Annotated in this window: 15 protein-coding genes; 7 read left to right on the top strand and 8 right to left on the bottom strand. The window is 52.8% G+C overall.

Annotated elements, in window-relative coordinates; genetic code table 11:
- Positions 1 to 148: 148 nt before the first annotated feature.
- Genes AC6I8L_RS10430 through yciA form a run of 3 tightly spaced genes read left to right on the top strand, consistent with a single transcriptional unit; the run spans position 149 to position 1,952 of the window.
- Positions 149 to 883, top strand: a complete 735-nt coding sequence (locus AC6I8L_RS10430; RefSeq protein WP_058959816.1) for a YciC family protein — start codon at positions 149 to 151, stop codon at positions 881 to 883.
- Positions 884 to 942: 59 nt separating this feature from the next.
- Positions 943 to 1,482 (top strand): septation protein A, encoded by a 540-nt coding sequence (locus AC6I8L_RS10435; protein ID WP_034828850.1) that lies wholly within the window; start codon positions 943 to 945, stop codon positions 1,480 to 1,482.
- A 53-nt stretch (positions 1,483 to 1,535) separates the two neighbouring features.
- Entirely contained in the window at positions 1,536 to 1,952 is a 417-nt protein-coding gene (gene yciA / locus AC6I8L_RS10440) for an acyl-CoA thioester hydrolase YciA (RefSeq protein ID WP_034828848.1), read from the top strand.
- 53 nt (positions 1,953 to 2,005) lie between these two features.
- Here yciA and tonB read toward each other — a convergent pair whose 3' ends face one another.
- Positions 2,006 to 2,725, bottom strand: coding sequence for a TonB system transport protein TonB (tonB, locus tag AC6I8L_RS10445; RefSeq protein ID WP_201785666.1), 720 nt, complete (start codon positions 2,723 to 2,725; stop codon positions 2,006 to 2,008).
- A 205-nt stretch (positions 2,726 to 2,930) separates the two neighbouring features.
- Between tonB and AC6I8L_RS10450 the strand changes: the two genes are divergently transcribed.
- Together AC6I8L_RS10450 and AC6I8L_RS10455 are read left to right on the top strand one after the other, a co-directional pair.
- Positions 2,931 to 3,227 (top strand): YciI family protein, encoded by a 297-nt coding sequence (locus tag AC6I8L_RS10450; RefSeq protein WP_058959818.1) that lies wholly within the window; start codon positions 2,931 to 2,933, stop codon positions 3,225 to 3,227.
- A 3-nt stretch (positions 3,228 to 3,230) separates the two neighbouring features.
- A complete protein-coding gene (locus tag AC6I8L_RS10455; protein WP_167347099.1) occupies positions 3,231 to 3,401 on the top strand; it encodes a hypothetical protein in 171 nt (56 codons plus the stop codon).
- Positions 3,402 to 3,417: 16 nt separating this feature from the next.
- Here the strand turns inward: AC6I8L_RS10455 and AC6I8L_RS10460 are convergent, their stop codons facing one another.
- On the bottom strand, positions 3,418 to 3,591 hold the full coding sequence (locus AC6I8L_RS10460; protein WP_097117257.1) for a YciY family protein: 174 nt from the start codon (positions 3,589 to 3,591) through the stop codon (positions 3,418 to 3,420).
- Positions 3,592 to 3,754: 163 nt separating this feature from the next.
- On the opposite strand from AC6I8L_RS10460, the gene cls reads away from it, so the two are divergent.
- On the top strand, positions 3,755 to 5,215 hold the full coding sequence (gene cls / locus AC6I8L_RS10465) for a cardiolipin synthase (RefSeq protein ID WP_058959819.1): 1,461 nt from the start codon (positions 3,755 to 3,757) through the stop codon (positions 5,213 to 5,215).
- Between the two features lie 37 nt (positions 5,216 to 5,252).
- On the top strand, positions 5,253 to 5,582 hold the full coding sequence (locus AC6I8L_RS10470) for an HI1450 family dsDNA-mimic protein (protein ID WP_196250121.1): 330 nt from the start codon (positions 5,253 to 5,255) through the stop codon (positions 5,580 to 5,582).
- 53 nt (positions 5,583 to 5,635) lie between these two features.
- Here the strand turns inward: AC6I8L_RS10470 and oppF are convergent, their stop codons facing one another.
- The 6 genes from oppF to AC6I8L_RS10500 all read right to left on the bottom strand — a co-directional run bounded on the left by oppF (position 5,636) and on the right by AC6I8L_RS10500 (position 13,025).
- A complete protein-coding gene (gene oppF, locus AC6I8L_RS10475) occupies positions 5,636 to 6,640 on the bottom strand; it encodes a murein tripeptide/oligopeptide ABC transporter ATP binding protein OppF (RefSeq protein ID WP_034828839.1) in 1,005 nt (334 codons plus the stop codon).
- Positions 6,637 to 7,656, bottom strand: coding sequence for an ABC transporter ATP-binding protein (locus tag AC6I8L_RS10480; RefSeq protein ID WP_058959820.1), 1,020 nt, complete (start codon positions 7,654 to 7,656; stop codon positions 6,637 to 6,639). The genes oppF and AC6I8L_RS10480 overlap by 4 nt, the downstream gene beginning before the upstream one ends.
- Before the next feature lie 11 nt (positions 7,657 to 7,667).
- Positions 7,668 to 8,576 carry an oligopeptide ABC transporter permease OppC gene (oppC, locus tag AC6I8L_RS10485; protein ID WP_034828835.1) on the bottom strand — a complete coding sequence of 303 codons (909 nt, stop codon included), beginning with the start codon at positions 8,574 to 8,576 and terminating at the stop codon, positions 7,668 to 7,670.
- Between the two features lie 15 nt (positions 8,577 to 8,591).
- Positions 8,592 to 9,512: an oligopeptide ABC transporter permease OppB gene (gene oppB, locus AC6I8L_RS10490; protein WP_034828832.1), complete on the bottom strand. Its 921-nt coding sequence runs from the start codon at positions 9,510 to 9,512 to the stop codon at positions 8,592 to 8,594.
- An 81-nt stretch (positions 9,513 to 9,593) separates the two neighbouring features.
- The gene (oppA, locus tag AC6I8L_RS10495; RefSeq protein ID WP_034828830.1) at positions 9,594 to 11,231 is read right to left on the bottom strand and encodes an oligopeptide ABC transporter substrate-binding protein OppA; all 1,638 of its coding nucleotides are present in this window, start codon (positions 11,229 to 11,231) and stop codon (positions 9,594 to 9,596) included.
- Positions 11,232 to 11,390: 159 nt separating this feature from the next.
- Entirely contained in the window at positions 11,391 to 13,025 is a 1,635-nt protein-coding gene (locus tag AC6I8L_RS10500) for an ABC transporter substrate-binding protein (protein WP_058959821.1), read from the bottom strand.
- Between the last annotated feature and the right edge of the window lie 479 nt (positions 13,026 to 13,504).

Below are 13,504 nucleotides of genomic sequence, written 5' to 3' on the forward strand. Positions count from 1 at the left end.
CTTTGCTGCTTTTATGAACCGGGTACGAACTTTAATTCCCCATTCTTTACCAGAGATGACACAAAGTTATGGTCTTGCGGGTGCCCGCCAGCCCACAGAACATGTACAATCGCCGGGTTAATTAACCCGGTTCCATCAAGGAGAGTACATGTCTATCACGGCAAGCTCGTTATACCGTGACACAGGAAATTTTCTGCGTCATCAGCTGGTTACTATTGTGCTGATGGCGTTGTTGACGTCGTTCATTACGGTGATTGTCGGTCATGCATTAACCCCAGGCGAAGACCAGTTATCCCTGCTTAGCCAGGCTGACGACAGCGCAACCTCACTGTTTGAGCTGGTACAGAATATGTCACCGGATCAGCAGCGCATCCTGCTGCGCGCTTCCGCAGCCGGCACCTTTGCCGCGCTGATCGGCAACACGCTGCTGCTGGGCGGTATGCTGTGCCTGATCCCGCTGGTCTCTAATGGCCAACGCGTGAGTGCCCTGCGAGCAATCGGTGCCTCCGCGCCACTGCTGCCGAAACTGCTGCTGCAGACCTTCCTGATTACCTTGCTGGTGCAAATTGGCTTTATGGTATTGATGGTGCCTGGCGTGATTCTGGCGATTCTGCTGTCACTGGCACCGGTGATACTGGTCAGCGAGAAAATGGGTGTGATTGGCGCGATGCGCGCCAGTATGAAACTGGCATGGAAGAACATGAAAGTTATCGCCCCTGCCATTGTGCTGTGGTTGCTGGCGAAGATTGTGCTGATGTTCCTCATCTCATCACTCACAGTGCTACCGGTGAACATCGCGTCGGTGGTGATGAACGCGCTGGGTAATCTGGTCTCAGCGATTCTGATTATCTATTTGTACCGACTGTATATGCTGTTACGTTAACAGCGATGGCGCTCTGCGGAGCGCCTTTATTGAACGCTCCTGCCCTAACTGGAAACGCTATGAAGCAGTTACTCGATTTTCTTCCCCTGGTAGTTTTCTTCATCTTCTACAAGCTGTACGACATCTTTGTCGCTTCTGGTGCCCTGATTGTCGCCACGGGTCTGGCGCTGGTGGTCAGCTGGGTGCTGTATCGCAAACTGGAAAAGATGACGCTTTTCACCTTCGCACTGGTGACGGTATTCGGCACGTTGACGCTGGTGTTCCATAACGATGAATTCATCAAATGGAAAGTCACCGTGATCTATTCTCTGTTCGCGTTGGCTCTGCTCTACAGCCAGTTCTTTATGGAACAGCCGCTGATTCAACGCATGCTCGGTAAAGAGCTGCAGTTGCCCGGTGTTGTGTGGCGTCGATTGAATATTGCCTGGGCCATCTTCTTCTTCGTCTGCGGCCTGGTAAATATCTATGTTGCGTTTTGGTTATCACAAGAGTTTTGGGTTAACTTTAAAGTGTTTGGTCTGACCGGCCTGACCCTACTGTTTACTCTGTTAAGCGGCGTGTATATCTGGCGACAGATGCCGCAACAAGAACAAAAATAAGCAACGCCGCCCGGCACAGTCGGGCTTCTCTTCACCTGCAGAAGAACTGAGCAATGGACGAAAAACATAAATTGCCGCAAGGCGAGATGGTGTCGCGCACCCTGGCGATGCCAGCGGATACCAATGCCAATGGTGATATTTTTGGCGGCTGGTTGATGTCACAGATGGATATGGGCGGCGCTATCATGGCCAAGGAGATCGCCGAAGGTCGTGTGGTCACCGTACGCGTTGATGGTATGTCGTTCCTAAAACCGGTGGCAGTAGGCGATGTAGTGAGCTGCTATGCGCGTTGCATACGTACCGGCAACAGCTCGATGACCATCAATGTAGAAGTGTGGATCAAGAAGGTTTCGTCTGAGCCAATCGGTCAAACGTATTGCGCCACTGAAGCGGTATTTGTTTACGTTGCCGTGGATAACAGCGGGAAATCCCGCCCGCTGCCGCCTGGCAAAGCCAATCTTGCCGATTAACAGCGATAAAAAAAGCGGTCAATGACCGCTTTTTCTTTGCCTTCAACCCAGGCTTACTCGATGTTAGCACCGCCGTTAATGCGGAACACAATGTTCATGGTCAAGCCTTTGCCAGGACGACCCGGCTGATAACGCCACTTTTTCATCGCCTGCTTCACTTCACGCTCGAACATGTTGCGCGGTTCGGCTGACAGAACTTCCACATTATCGACACGACCGTCGCTATCCACATCGAACTGCACGCGTACACGCCCTTCCACGCGTAACGCAAATGCACGCGCCGGATAGGCAGGTTTGCTCACGTTCATCGCCTTAGGCCCGTCAGAGACGTTTTGCGTTGGCGCTGGGTTACTCTTCGGTGCCGTGGTCGGACGCGTCTGAGTGGTCGGGATATCCTGCTTGACCGGATTCTCCTGCGGCTTCACTTCCTTACGCGGCTTCGGCTCGACCTTTTTCTCTACCTTTGGCTTAGGTTTTGGCTTGGGCTTCGGTTCAGGTTTCGGAATCGGCACCGGCTCGACTTTAGGCGGCTCGGGTGCAACTTCCGGCTCAGGTTCGGGCTCTGGCGGCGGCGTCACCACCGCGGGGGCCGGTTCTGGCTGCACTTCAGGTGCCACCATGGTCACACTGATTGGCTGGGATGCTTTCGGAACCTCAATGGTCTGATGAAACGATGCATAGAGAATGCCCGCAATCAGCGAGCCGTGGAGTACCACGGACAAGATCATAGCTACGGGGGTACGTGTAGGAAGAGGCGTAGTCAACGTCGTCATATCAGTCATATTCATTGAGTGAAGCGCAGATTTTAAATGCAAATAGCAATCAGTTTCAATAAGCGATGTGTAAGCCACTCGCAGAAAGGCGTTTTTTAGCGGAGATTGCGCTATATGACGGTGGATTTATCTTTCATTTGCACTCTGATTAACGATCACTTAACGTGTCTCGCAATTTCGGCAAGTCTAACGGGAGTACCCCATCGTGCTTTACGTCATTTATGCGGAAGATACCGCAGATTCACTGGAAAAACGCAATTCCGTACGCCCTGCGCATCTCGCGCGCTTGCAGTTACTGCAGGATGAAGGTCGACTGATCGCCGCTGGCCCAATGCCTGCTGTCGATAGCAACGATCCGGGTCCGGCAGGCTATACCGGTTCAGTGATCATTGCCGAGTTTTCCTCGCTGGAAACCGCACAATCCTGGGCTAATGACGACCCGTACATTGCCGCTGGCGTGTATGAGAAAGTGGCGGTCAAACCGTTCAAGCGCGTATTTTAATCGATGTGGCAGTCTGTTTTACTGCTGGTAGCGGTGTTAACGCTGATTGGCAGAGCACTCTGGATTTGGCGTCAGCAAGGCTGGCGCCAGGCCCGGCAGCACATCGTGATGTTCGTTGTGCTGGCGGCCGCATTACAGATCGTTAATATCTCTCTGGTGTTACGCGGCGCTTAACGGCCGCGTAAGCCACTTACATATTTTGCGTGATGAACAGGATAGATCGGCGATGCTGCTGCGCGACCTGATGACGAATGGCATGGATACGTTTATAGCGACGTGACTGCCCTTCCAGCCAACGTGCACGACGGCGGTGTACCTGACGTAACATTCTCCAGCGTGCCACTTCATTTCTGCTTCGTCTCATCACATCCTCATCAGACAGGCTAAACTCGCCAGGCATTATAAAGATCTGATTGAAAATGCCAAATCGAAAGCTTCATTGAACTGTCATTCACGATTAAAGGTTTCACTAGTGCTATTCAGCACGTAAACTTTCCTCATCAAAGCGCGAACAGGATGTCCACTTAATGACTACATTTTATACCCTAATCAGTTGGTTGCTGCTGTTTGGCTACTGGTTGCTGATTGCGGGTGTCACGCTGCGTATCCTGATGAAACGCCGCGCAGTGACGTCCGCCATGGCCTGGTTGCTGATCATCTATATTCTGCCACTGGTGGGTATTATCGCGTATCTGTCGTTTGGTGAACTTCATCTGGGCAAACACCGGGCTGAGCGCGCACGCACCATGTGGCCCTCCACCGCCAAGTGGCTTAACGACCTCAAACAGTGCCGCCATATCTTTGCCACCGAACACAGTGACGTGGCACGTCCATTATTTGAACTCTGTCACCATCGTCAGGGCATTGCGGGTGTCAAAGGTAATCAGCTACAGCTGCTCACTAACTCTGATGATGTGATGCACGCGTTGATTCGTGATATCCAACTGGCTCGTCACAACATCGAGATGGTGTTTTACATCTGGCATCCGGGCGGCCTGGCGGATGAGGTCGCGGAGTCACTGATGGCGGCTTCACGCCGGGGTGTACATTGCCGCCTGATGCTGGACTCTGCGGGCAGCGTGGCATTTTTCCGCAGCCCATGGGCGAATATGATGCGCAATGCCGGCATCGACGTGGTCGAGGCGCTACAGGTTAGCCTGCTGCGTGTGTTCCTGCGCCGTATGGATTTGCGACAGCATCGCAAAGTGGTGCTCATCGATAACTATATTGCCTACACTGGCAGCATGAATCTGGTCGATCCCCGCTACTTCAAGCAGGATGCTGGCGTGGGCCAATGGATCGATCTGATGGCGCGTATGGAAGGACCGGTCGCGACCACCATGGGCATCGTTTATGCCTGCGACTGGGAGATCGAAACCGGTAAACGCATTCTGCCGCCCGCGCCGGATGCCAACATCATGCCCTTTGAGCAGGAAAGCGGTCATATCATCCAGGTGATCGCTTCGGGGCCGGGCTTCCCGGAAGATATGATTCATCAGGCGTTGTTGACGGCGGTCTATTCCGCACGCGAACAACTGATCATGACCACACCCTACTTCGTCCCCAGTGATGACCTGCTGCACGCCATCTGCACCGCTGCGCAACGCGGTGTGGAAGTCAGCATTGTGGTGCCACGCCACAATGATTCGCTGTTGGTGGGCTGGGCCAGCCGCGCGTTCTTTACCGAGTTGCTGGAAGCAGGCGTAAAAATTTATCAATTTGAAGACGGTTTGCTGCATACCAAAAGCGTGCTGGTCGATGGACAGCTGAGTCTGGTCGGTACCGTAAACCTTGATATGCGCAGCTTGTGGCTTAATTTTGAAATCACGCTGGTGGTGGATGATGATGGATTTGGCAGCGATTTGGCCACGGTGCAGGATGACTATATCGCCCGCTCACGCTTACTGGATGGTGCGCGCTGGGCTAAACGTGCGTGGTGGCAACGCATCGTTGAACGACTGTTTTACTTCTTTAGCCCTTTACTGTAAAACGAGCGACAAGATTACCGCCTCAGAGTAAGCAGGAATGACCATGGATTTAAATAATCGCCTTACCGAAGATGAAACGCTGGAACAGGCCTACGACATTTTTCTAGAACTGGCCGGTGATAACCTCGATCCGGCTGACATCATTCTGTTCAATCTGCAGTTTGAAGAGCGCGGCGGTGCGGAGTTGTTTGACCCGTCGGAAGACTGGCAGGAGCACGTCGATTTCGATCTCAACCCGGACTTCTTTGCGGAAGTGGTGATTGGTTTGGGTGAAGCGGACGGCGAGCCGATTACCGATGTGTTTGCCCGCGTGCTGCTGTGCCGCGAGAAAGACCACAAGCTGTGCCACATTCTCTGGCGTGAATAATCGCTGACGCATAAAACAACGCCGGGCAATTGCCCGGCGTTTTCTTTTCGACCTTATAAGGGGTCGACCTTCAGACAGGATACTGCGTGGCGGAAACTGCCCTCCAGCAACGGACGCGTTTTTGCACACTCAGGTCCGGCAATCGGACAGCGAGTGCGGAATACGCAGCCCGAAGGCGGATTGATCGGTGAAGGCAGTTCACCCTCCAGTAGCTGGATCTGTTTGTTTTTTTCCAGATCCGGATCCGGAATGGGTACTGCAGACATCAGTGCACGGGTGTAAGGATGCTGTGGATTGTTGTACACCGAGTCATAAGTGCCCAACTCAACCGCATGACCGAGATACATCACCAGTACACGATCAGAGATGTGCTTCACCACCGCAAGGTCATGCGCAATGAAAATGAGCGATAATCCCATTTCACGTTGCAGCTGCTGTAGCAAATTCACTACCTGCGCCTGAATCGACACATCCAGCGCCGAAACGGGCTCATCGCAGATAATCAGCTTGGGTTCAAGGATAAGCGCACGCGCAATGCCAATACGCTGACACTGACCACCGGAAAACTCGTGTGGATAACGGTTGATGAGGTTTGGCAGCAACCCAACCTTCATCATCATGTTTTTTACCTTATCCTTAACTTCCTGCTTTGGCATCTTCGGGTAATAGGTGCGCAGCGGCTCGGCAATGATGTCGCCAATGGTCATGCGCGGGTTCAGCGAGGCCAGCGGATCCTGGAAAATCATCTGGATATCGCTGCGCGCCTGGCGCCACTCATCCTGACTCTGCCCCAATAAATCACGTCCCAGCCAGGCCACACGACCGTCGGTGGCTTTCACCAGGCCGATGATGGCGCGTGCCAGGGTTGATTTACCACAGCCCGATTCGCCCACTACGCCGAGGGTTTCCCCCTCATACAAGCGCAGGCTGACGCCATCCACTGCTTTCAGTGTTTTTGGCGGCTGCCAGAACCACTGTTTGCCGTCTTTAATATCGAAATGCACCTTAAGATCGGCGATTTCCAGTAAGACTTTCTTCTCTTCGATGACGGTGCTCATGCTAATTCCTCCACCGGTTTGAAGCAGGCACGCAGACGCCCTTCCGCGAAAGGCTCCAGCGGCGGTGACTTGGCACAAACGTCCATCGCAAAGGCGCAACGTGGCTGGAACGGACAGCCCTGTGGCAAGCGCAACAGGTTAGGCGGGTTGCCAGGAATGGTGGTGAGTGACTCACCCTCTTCCGCATCCAGACGCGGCACCGCACTCAGCAGGCCAATGGAGTAAGGATGCGCAGGCTGATAAAACACATCGCGTGCACGGCCATATTCCATGGTACGACCGGCGTACATCACCAGCACCTTGTCGCAGATACCGGCAACCACGCCGAGATCGTGGGTGATCATGATGATCGCGGTATTGAACTCGCGTTTCAGCTCGTTCAGCAGCGTCATGATCTGCGCCTGCACCGTCACATCCAGTGCCGTGGTCGGTTCATCAGCAATCAGCAATTTAGGACGACATAGCAGCGCCATGGCGATCATCACACGCTGACGCATGCCGCCAGAGAATTCATGCGGGAACATCTTCATGCGCTTGCGCGCTTCCGGCATTTTCACCGCATCCAGCATACGCACGGATTCTTCAAACGCCTGCGCGCTGCTCATCCCTTTGTGCAGCTTCAGCACTTCCATCAGCTGCTCGCCGACGCGCATGTACGGATTGAGCGAGGTCATCGGGTCCTGGAAAATCATCGCAATCTGCTCTGCGCGCAGCTTGTTCAGTTTGTTCTCCGGCAGGTTAAGGATCTCTTCACCGTTGAATTTTGCCGAACCGCCAATGCGACCGTTTTTTGCCAGCAGGCCCATCAGGGCGAAAGCGGTTTGCGACTTGCCCGATCCCGATTCGCCGACGATACCCAGGGTTTCGCCGGCACGAAGTGAAAAGTTAAGATCGTTGACTGCGGTGACATCACCATCGTGGGTGCCAAAGGTGACGCGCAGGTCTTTAACGTCCAGCAGCAGGCTACTGTTTCCCGCACGTGCAGCCATTGCTGGCTGAAATTCATGTATGGTCATCGGGAAACTCCTTAACGATCTTTCGGGTCGAGGGCATCACGCAGGCCATCGCCGATAAAGTTGAAACAGAACAGCGTGACCACGAGGAAACCCGCCGGGAACATCAACAACCAGGGCGAGACTTCCATGGAGTTGGCGCCGTCACTCAGGAGTGCGCCCCAACTGCTCAGTGGCTCTTGCGTACCCAACCCGAGGAAACTGAGGAAGGATTCAAACAGAATCATGCTGGGCACCAGCAATGAGGCATAGACCACCACCACACCCAGCACGTTCGGTACGATGTGACGTAGCACGATATTGAAGGTCGACACACCACCCACTTGCGCCGCTTCAATAAACTCTTTGCGCTTCAGGCCCAGCGTCTGACCGCGCACAATACGCGCCATATCCAGCCACGACACCATGCCGATCGCCACAAAGATCAGCAGGATGTTACGACCAAAGAAGGTCACCAGCAGGATCACGAAGAACATGAACGGGAAGGAGTTGAGGATTTCCAGAATACGCATCATCACGGAGTCGATTTTACCGCCGAGATAGCCCGCCAGTGAACCATACAGCGTACCCACCAGCACCGCGATCAACGCGGAGGCAATGCCGACCATCAACGAGATACGACCGCCAATCGCCACACGCACCAGTAGGTCACGTCCGGATGAGTCGGTACCAAACCAGTGGCCAGAAACCGTATCCGGAGCGGCTGACATCATGGCCCAGTCGGTATCATCATATTTAAACTGCGACAACACCGGCGCTAATATCACGAACAGGGTAATCGCTAACAGCACCAGCAAACTGATCAGCGCAGCGCGGTTATGGATGAAGCGGCGACGCGCATCCTGCCACAGGCTGCGCCCTTCGACTTCCAGTTTTTCACTGAAGGCATCCAGAGCTTCGCTGTTTTTCTTACTTAACATCATGGGCGAACTCCACCATCAGTAACGGATTTTCGGATCGATGACGGCATACAGCACATCCACGATCGCATTGAACAGAATGGTCAGCACGCCGACCAAAATGGTCAGACTCATCACCAAAGAATAGTCACGGTTCAGGGCACCGTTAACAAACAGCTGGCCAATACCCGGCAGACCGTAAATCGATTCGATCACCATTGAACCGGTGATGATGCCGACGAATGCCGGCCCCATATACGAGAGCACGGGTAACATGGCAGGTTTCAATGCATGACGCAGTACGATACGGCGCAGCGGCAACCCTTTGGCGCGCGCGGTGCGAATAAAGTTGGAGTGCATCACTTCAATCATCGAACCACGCGTAATACGCGCGATGCTGGCGATATACGCCAGAGACAGCGCCACCATCGGCAGCAGCATGTAATTCCACTGCCCACCGTTCCAGCCACCGCCCGGCAGCCAGCGCAAGGTAATCGCAAAAATCAGCACCAGCAACGGTGCGACGACAAAGCTGGGTATCACGACGCCCGTCATGGCGACCCCCATTACCGCGTAATCCCACAAACTGTTCTGTTTGAGCGCGGCAATGACTCCTGCCGTCACGCCAAGGATCACTGCAAGGAAGAAGGCGGCGAGGCCGAGTTTGGCCGAAACCGGGAAGGCATGGCCGACCAGATAGTTAACGGAATAATCTTTGTACTTGAACGATGGACCAAAATCGCCGTGCGCCAGCTGCACTAAGTAACTGACGTACTGTTTGCCGATCGGATCGTTCAAATGATATTTGGCTTCGATGTTCGCCATCACCTCAGGCGAGAGCGTGCGCTCGCCGGTAAACGGACTGCCGGGTGCCAGTCGCATCATAAAGAAGGAGATGGTGATCAGGATGAAGAGCGTCGGGATCGCTTCCAGAAGCCGACGCAGGATGAATTTTAACATTGCCGTACCTACCAGGCTGTTGCTTCACAAAGTCAAAAAGGCGGCGCTACAGCGCCGCCACTGTCGATAGCCTGAGTGCTATTAATGTTTAATGATATACAGGTTTTTATCGAGAGTTTTATCCAGCGGATCATTACCGGTGTAACCACCCACGTACGGTTTCACCAGACGCGCGTTGACGTAGTAGTAAACCGGGACAATGGTGCTGTCTTTATCCAGAATCTGCTCAGCTTTCTGGTAATCCGCGACACGGGCTTTATCGTCTACCGCTTTCACCGCATCGTGGATCACTTTATCGAAGTCTGCGCTCTTATAGTGCGAGGTGTTACTGCTGCTGTCAGACAGCATGATGTTCAGGAATGAGGTTGGCTCGTTATAGTCTGCACACCAGGCCGCACGAGAAACATCAAAGTTGCCCTGATGACGGGTATCCAGGAAGGTTTTCCACTCCTGGTTCTCCAGTTTGATGTTCACGCCAATGTTCTTTTTCCAGATCGAAGACGCGGCGATAGCCAGTTTCTTATGCAGATCCGAGGTGTTGTACAGCAGGTTGAAGGTCAGTGGCTTGTCAGCCGTGTAACCCGCTTCAGCCAGCAGTTTTTTCGCTTCTTCGTTACGCTTGTTCTGATCCCATTTGAACCAGTCTGGCGGCAGCAATTCCATGCCGTCGGTGGCTGGCGGGGTAAAGCTGTACGCCGGTAACTGCCCCTGCGCCAGCACCTTATTCACCATGATGTCGCGATCCAGACCCAGTTTCAGCGCAGTACGCACGCGCGGATCGGTGAATGGCGCTTTCTGGTTGTTGATTTCATAGTAGTAGGTGCAGAGATACGGCTTCACCATCAACTCTTTGCCGTTATCACGCTGCAGTTTTTTGAACAGCTCGATCGGCATGTTGTTATAAGTGATGTCACTGCCGTTCTCAGAGAAGTAACGGTTCACGTCACTGACTTCTGAGTTGATCGGCAGGAAGGTCACTTTGTTCAGTACGGTGTGCGCGTTATCCCAATATTCCGGGTTACGTACGATGGTGACACGTTCGTTGATGACGTGTGATTCCAGTTTAAACGCACCGTTGCCGACCCAGTTTTGTGGCTGCGTCCACTGATCGCCAAACTTATCGATAGCTGGCTTATACACCGGTGACATCACGGAGTTGATCAGCAGCTTGTAGAAGTAAGGAACCGGCTCGCTGAGGGTCACTTCCAGCGTATGGTCATCAATGGCTTTCACACCCAGATCGGTGATCGGTTTTTTACCGGCGATGATGTCATCGACATTCAGGATGTGGCCGTATTGCGGATAGCTGGCGTAAGGAGAAGCGGTTTTAGGATCGACTAAACGCTCCCAGCTATAGACGAAATCTTGTGCCGTGACTGGCTCGCCATTGGACCATTTAGCGTTTTTACGCAGATGGAAAGTCCAGACTTTAAAATCTTTGTTTTCCCAGCTTTCTGCCACGCCCGGAATCGGTTTGCCATCGCTGTCGCTGATGATCAGACCTTCGTACAGATCGCGTGCGATGTTATCTTCCGGCACGCCTTCAATTTTATGCGGGTCAAGCGATTGCACTTCATCGCCATTACCACGTACCAGCTCCTGTTTTGCTGCCAATTCAACGCCTGCTGGCACTGCGGCCAAAGCAGCATTCCCTGCCAGTGCGCCGATTGCTGCAAGAACGCCTGCGGCAATCAGGCTTTTTTTCGTGATGTTGTTCATTACTTAGCTCCAGTTTTATTATCGTCACCGGGTCAGTGAACTGCCCGGCGTACCCCGTTTCCGGGAGATCTCTGCCTGTCTGAACAGAGACCACTACCACCCTTCAGGGTTTACCACGTTAATGTGCCGTCCGACTGTAGCGCCGGTTCCACACATTACTCAATGTTTCTTTATGTAATAGTATTTCAATGCCAGCATATCTTGCGGATCCTTGCCGGTAAAACCGCCTACCCAGGGTTTCACCAGACGCACGCTGACGCGATAGTAAACCGGCACGATGGGCGAGTCCGTATCCAGCTGCGCTTCGGCCTGCTGATACAATGCGGCACGCTGAGTGTTATCGGCAACCGTCAGGGTTTGCGCCATCAATTTATCGAAGGCATCGCTGTGATAGAACGCGGTGTTGATCGAGGCACCACTCAGCAGCATATTGAGGAAAGTTGAGGGCTCGTTATAGTCCGAGCACCAGGTAGCGCGCACCACATCGTATTGTGCCTGATGACGCGTCTCAAGCAGCGTTTTCCACTCCTGATTTTGTAGCGTCACCTCGGCACCGAGGTTCTTTTGCCACATCGAGGCGGCGGCGATAGCCTGCCGTTTATTCTGCTCAGAGGTGTTATACAACAACGTGAAACGCAGCGGATGCTGAGCATTAAAACCGGCATCGGCCAGCAGTTGTTTGGCACTGGCGTTACGTTCGGCCTGAGTTTGCTTCGACCAGGCAGGGGCTTCAGGCGAGATGCCATGCGTAAATGGCGGCGTCAGCGCATAGGCGGGGATCTGACCTTGCCCCATGATCTTGTCGGCGATGATGTCACGATCGAGCGTCAGCTTCAGCGCTGTCCGAACTCTTGCATCATCAAACGGTGCTTTCTTGTTATTCATTTCATAGTAGAAAGTGCAGAGCACAGGACTGACTTTGACTTGATCGCCCAAATCCTGCTGCAACTTTTTGAACAAATCGGGTGGCACCACGCTGTTGGTCATATCCGTACCACCACTGCGATAGCGATTGATGTCACTGTTCTCGGAAGAGAGCGGCAGAAAAACGCCCTCATCAATCACACTGTGCGCGTTATCCCAATATTGCGGGTTACGCTTCAGGACAATCTTTTCATTCACCACCCAGTCAGCCAGCGTGTAGGCACCATTTCCCACATAGTTCTGCGGTTGGGTCCACTGCTCGCCGAATTTTTCAATCGCCGCGCGATACACCGGCTTCATCGCGGTATGGGCCAGCATGTCGACAAAATAGGGAACAGGCTCAGTGAGTGTCACTTCGAGGTGATGCGCATCAATCGCTTTCACGCCCAGTGAATCCGGCGAGGCTTTGCCCGCCAAAATGGCGTCGATGTTGGCGATATGGGCAGCTTGCAGATAACTGGCATAGGGTGAAGCTGTTTTCGGATCGGCCAGACGCTGCCAGCTGTAAACGAAATCTTGCGCGGTGACGGGTTCACCGTTGCTCCAGCGCGCATCTTCTCGCAGGGTGAAGGTCCAGATACGCCCCTGCTGGTTGCTCCACTGCTTTGCAACGCCATGCACAATCTGACCATTGTTATCGGTCTCTACCAGCCCCTCTAACAAATTGCGGATGACATTAGATTCGGGAACCCCTTCCGTTTTTTGCGGATCGAGCGAGGACACTTCACTACCGTTATTGATGACAATGCGCTGTGTTGCAGATAATTGCGTCCCTGCCGGGATGTCAGCCGCCTGACTATGAGAGATAAAACCTGCCAGACAAAGTACCAGAGACGTGCGCGCAACTTTTTTCGCTACCATGCTCTTCATCAACAAATATCAACCTTAAATAAAAACCTGATAGCGAGTAAGCAAGAAGCGTACACATTTGTCGCGAACAGGGAAAAAATTTGTGATGAGCCGAAAATTATCAGAACCGATGCCCGCACGCCAAAGCTAAACAGCAAAAATGTTAGCTAATTCTCTTTTATCATGTAGACCGCGACAGGAGAAGTGTTAATTTTCATCCTGAAATATTATTCAACCAGATGTTTTATAAGCAATAAGTCAATATTCCGCTGATTTTATCGCCAATAAACCCTTGCAATCCGCTATTTTACTGTTAACGCTGCCAAACTCTCAGCTAACAATATGAAACGTTATTTGAGGTGATAAAACCTCCGAATAGTTACTGATTAAAATGAATATGGCAGTGAAATATACTGTGATAATTATCACATATATTTGTTGATGAACTGGCGCAGGAAGGAAAAGTAGTAGCAAAAGTGATGATAGCCAGATCATATTAA

The organism is Type-E symbiont of Plautia stali (assembly GCF_059731115.1).

Bases quoted from the DNA above. Each gene is read 5' to 3' on its own strand.
- AC6I8L_RS10430 (WP_058959816.1), top strand. From the start codon at position 149: ATGTCTATCACGGCAAGCTCGTTATACCGTGACACAGGAAATTTTCTG.
- AC6I8L_RS10435 (WP_034828850.1), top strand. From the start codon at position 943: ATGAAGCAGTTACTCGATTTTCTTCCCCTGGTAGTTTTCTTCATCTTC.
- yciA (WP_034828848.1), top strand. From the start codon at position 1,536: ATGGACGAAAAACATAAATTGCCGCAAGGCGAGATGGTGTCGCGCACC.
- tonB (WP_201785666.1), bottom strand. From the start codon at position 2,725: ATGACGACGTTGACTACGCCTCTTCCTACACGTACCCCCGTAGCTATG.
- AC6I8L_RS10455 (WP_167347099.1), top strand. From the start codon at position 3,231: ATGTGGCAGTCTGTTTTACTGCTGGTAGCGGTGTTAACGCTGATTGGC.
- AC6I8L_RS10460 (WP_097117257.1), bottom strand. From the start codon at position 3,591: ATGAGACGAAGCAGAAATGAAGTGGCACGCTGGAGAATGTTACGTCAG.
- cls (WP_058959819.1), top strand. From the start codon at position 3,755: ATGACTACATTTTATACCCTAATCAGTTGGTTGCTGCTGTTTGGCTAC.
- AC6I8L_RS10470 (WP_196250121.1), top strand. From the start codon at position 5,253: ATGACCATGGATTTAAATAATCGCCTTACCGAAGATGAAACGCTGGAA.
- oppF (WP_034828839.1), bottom strand. From the start codon at position 6,640: ATGAGCACCGTCATCGAAGAGAAGAAAGTCTTACTGGAAATCGCCGAT.
- AC6I8L_RS10480 (WP_058959820.1), bottom strand. From the start codon at position 7,656: ATGACCATACATGAATTTCAGCCAGCAATGGCTGCACGTGCGGGAAAC.
- oppC (WP_034828835.1), bottom strand. From the start codon at position 8,576: ATGATGTTAAGTAAGAAAAACAGCGAAGCTCTGGATGCCTTCAGTGAA.
- oppB (WP_034828832.1), bottom strand. From the start codon at position 9,512: ATGTTAAAATTCATCCTGCGTCGGCTTCTGGAAGCGATCCCGACGCTC.
- oppA (WP_034828830.1), bottom strand. From the start codon at position 11,231: ATGAACAACATCACGAAAAAAAGCCTGATTGCCGCAGGCGTTCTTGCA.
- AC6I8L_RS10500 (WP_058959821.1), bottom strand. From the start codon at position 13,025: ATGAAGAGCATGGTAGCGAAAAAAGTTGCGCGCACGTCTCTGGTACTT.